We start from the raw sequence: 3,593 nt of genomic DNA, 5'->3' as shown, positions 1-3,593 counted from the left end.
CGTGTGAAATCAATGCTCTTTGATTATTTCAATGGGAAGCGGGTTTCCTTTGATGAGATTGTAGTAGATATTCAATCTGTCGGTAATTTTCAGAAGATGGTCTGGAGGGTGCTGAGAGAGATACCTTATGGTAACACTGTATCTTACCGGTGGGTTGCAGAGCAGATTGGAAGACCTCTGGCATTCAGGGCAGTAGGCATGGCGTGCGGAAGAAATCCCGTTCCTATAATAATACCATGCCACAGAGTCATCGGAAGTAATGGAGATCTCAGAGGATTTTCTGCAGGTGTAAATATAAAGAGAAGGCTACTTGAGATAGAAGGCATAGAAACAATGAGTAATTAACAATTTATAATTTATCATTGATAATTGTATTTATAGAAACAATGAGTAATTAACAATTTATAATTTATCATTGATAATTGTATTTAAAGAAAGGAGGTTTATCATGGCAGTGAGGGTTGGCATAAATGGGTTCGGAAGGATTGGAAGAAACTTCCTGAGAGCTACCATCGATTTTACAGATATCGAAATAGTTGCGATAAATGACCTTACCGACGCAAAGACACTTGCGCATCTGCTGAAATACGATTCTGTTCATGGAAGGTTTAATGCCATGGTATCTACAGGGGACGACTCTATTGTTGTAAATGACAAAAGGATAAAGGTTTTCGCAAAAACCGACCCTTCAGAATTACCATGGGCAGACCTCGGAGTCGAGATAGTTGTAGAATCTACAGGGAGATTTGTAGACCGTGCAGGTGCATCAAAACACCTAACTGCAGGGGCAAAGAAGGTAATAATCTCAGCGCCAGCGAAGGAGCCAGATGTTACTATGGTACTCGGCGTAAATGAAGAGGTTTACGACACATCCCGACACAATATAATCTCAAATGCATCATGCACTACAAACTGTCTCGCACCTGTGACAAAGGTTCTTATGGATGGGTTTGGTATAATAAGAGGACTCATGACAACGATTCACTCCTATACAAATGACCAGAAGATACTCGACCTCCCTCACAAGGACCTCAGAAGGGCAAGAGCTGCAGCACTCTCTATGATACCAACAACAACTGGTGCTGCAAAGGCGGTTGCGCTTGTTCTACCCGAGTTAAAAGGTAAACTCGACGGCATGGCTATCAGGGTCCCTACACCGAATGTCTCGGTTGTAGACCTTGTAGCAGAAGTTGGAAAAGAGACCACCGAGAAAGAGGTCAATGAGGCATTCAAAAAGGCATCTGAAGGACGATTAAAAGGAATCATGCAATATACAGAAGACCCAGTGGTATCTGTTGATCTGAATGGAAATCCACATTCTGCCATTGTTGATGCTACCCTTACAAAGGTTATAGAAGGCAGGATGGTTAAGGTAATTGCGTGGTATGACAATGAATGGGGATACTCCTGCAGGTTAAGAGACCTGATTAGATATATAAGTCGTAAGTCATAAGTTGTAAGTAGCAAGGAGTAAGGAAAGGAGAAGTAATTTATGTCTATAAAGAATCCAGGACCGTTTGGTGGAGATCTCATTGGCAAAATGACAATAGAAGACCTTCAACTGAAGGGTAAGAGGGTATTCATCCGTGCAGATTTTAATATTCCTCTCGATGAGAATTTGAACATAACAGATGACAGGAGAATTAGATCAACCCTTCCAACTATAAACTATGCAATTGATGAGGGTGCAAAGGTTATCCTTGCTTCACATCTCGGAAGACCAAAAGGTAAGGCTGATCCCAGATACAGTCTTGCCTCTGTTGCAAAGAGGCTTCAGAGACTTCTCGGTAAAGAAGTTATATTTGCACCCGACTGTATTGGACCCCAGGTTGTAAACGCCGTGGAGAAGATGAAGGAAGGAGATGTCCTGTTGCTTGAGAATCTGCGATTTCACCTTGAAGAAGAAAAAAATGACGAAGAATTTGCAAAGGCTCTTGCGAGATTTTGTGATTACTATGTGAATGATGCCTTTGGCACAGCTCACAGGGCACATGCCTCTATCGTCGGGATACCAAAGTTTGTAGCGGTCTCTGCTGCTGGTTTCCTGATAAGGAAGGAAGTAAACTATCTTCAGGGGGCTGTCGCAAACCCTATAAGACCATTTGTAGCAATCCTCGGTGGAGCAAAGGTCTCAGGAAAGATTGGGGTTATAGAAAACCTGTATGACAAAGTAGATAAGGTCATAATCGGTGGTGGCATGGCATTCACATTTTTAAAGGCAATGGGATGGGAGGTCGGAGATTCACTTGTTGAAGAAGACATGCTGGAAACCGTCCAGAGTATAAGGAAAAAGGCAAAGGAACGACGTGTAAAATTCTACCTCCCTGTAGACTGTGTTATTGCCCATAATATAGAGGCAAGCACAGAAACAAAGATCGTTCCAACGCAAGAGATACCAAAAGGCTGGAGGGCTCTTGATATAGGTCCTGCCTCTGTGAAACTGTTTTCTGAGGCGATTGCCGATGCAAAAACGATACTCTGGAATGGTCCAATGGGTGTCTTTGAGATAGATGCCTTCTCAAGAGGGACATTTGCTATAGCACACGCAGTTGCTGATGCCTATGCCCTTACTATTGTGGGTGGTGGTGATACCGATGCAGCGGTGCACAGGACAGGTGAATCAGAGAATATGTCTTTCATATCTACAGGGGGAGGTGCAGCACTCCAGCTCCTTGAGGGAAAAGAACTTCCAGGTATTGCAGCACTGACGGATAAAAAATAAAGATTTGTCATGCCTTGCGGTCTTCAATGACCTTTAAAAACGCCTCTACTACCTTTGGGTAAAATTGTGTGCCTGAATATTTTTTAAGTTCTTTGATTGCCTTTTCCCTGCTAAGGGTTTCTCTATAGGGTCTTTCAGCAGTCATAGCGTCAAAGGCATCGGCAACAGTAAGTATTCTTGCCATTAATGGTATTTCCTCTCCCCTCAGTCCATCAGGATAACCTGTCCCGTTATAGCATTCGTGATGATGTTTTATCCATGGGGTTATATGTTTTAACTGTTTTATCGGTTCCAGAAGTTTAACTCCTTTGCCGGGGTGCTTCTTGACCATCTCATACTCTCCATCGGTAAGTTTTTCTGCTTTATCAAGGAGAATATCGTATGTGCCAATCTTACCTATATCATGAAGAAGTCCTGCAACCCTGAGGTCATCTAACTCTTTATCCTTTAAACCCAGTTCCTTTCCTATCTTTATGGAGTATTCTGTCACCCTATCTGAATGTCCCCTTGTCCATGGACTCTTTGCATCTATCGCCTCTGAAAGGCTCTTTATTGTTCCAAGGAAGAGTTCTTTAATGTCTGTGATAAGCCTTGCATTCTCTAATGCTACCCCTATCTGGGAGGTAATCTTCTCAAGTGTTGAAAGATTATCAAATGTAAATGCTGAACGCTTCTTTGAACTGATGGTCAATACACCAATCGCCTCATCCCTGACGACAATCGGAACCCTTATATGTGAAAGAAACCCATCTTTAATTAAAACCTCCTCAGTATAACAGGGTCTTTCTATCTGGCTTAAATCTGCTATATACTCAGGTCTCCTTGTATTTATCACCCTTCTCGCTCCATAATCACTGAAGGGAATGACTGT

At 42.5% G+C, this 3,593-nt stretch carries 4 protein-coding genes; 3 read left to right on the top strand and 1 reads right to left on the bottom strand.

All coding sequences use genetic code 11. The annotated features are described in order from the left end of the window. From AB1488_01330 to AB1488_01320, 3 genes are all read left to right on the top strand, one after another. Window positions 1-345 (top strand): methylated-DNA--[protein]-cysteine S-methyltransferase (locus AB1488_01330; GenBank protein ID MEW6408740.1); only part of this gene is annotated, 345 nt, incomplete at its 5' end. Between the two features lie 103 nt (window positions 346-448). Next, window positions 449-1,453 carry a type I glyceraldehyde-3-phosphate dehydrogenase gene (gap, locus tag AB1488_01325; protein ID MEW6408739.1) on the top strand — a complete coding sequence of 335 codons (1,005 nt, stop codon included), beginning with the start codon at window positions 449-451 and terminating at the stop codon, window positions 1,451-1,453. Window positions 1,454-1,540: 87 nt separating this feature from the next. Next, a complete protein-coding gene (locus AB1488_01320) occupies window positions 1,541-2,722 on the top strand; it encodes a phosphoglycerate kinase (protein MEW6408738.1) in 1,182 nt (393 codons plus the stop codon). Window positions 2,723-2,729: 7 nt separating this feature from the next. Here the strand turns inward: AB1488_01320 and AB1488_01315 are convergent. Continuing rightward, the coding region (locus tag AB1488_01315; GenBank protein ID MEW6408737.1) for an HD domain-containing phosphohydrolase at window positions 2,730-3,593 on the bottom strand (864 nt) is incomplete at its 5' end.

This window comes from Nitrospirota bacterium (assembly GCA_040756155.1).
Lineage (GTDB): Bacteria > Nitrospirota > Thermodesulfovibrionia > JACRGW01 > JBFLZU01 > JBFLZU01.
This window is presented reverse-complemented; position numbering and strand designations above follow the sequence as displayed.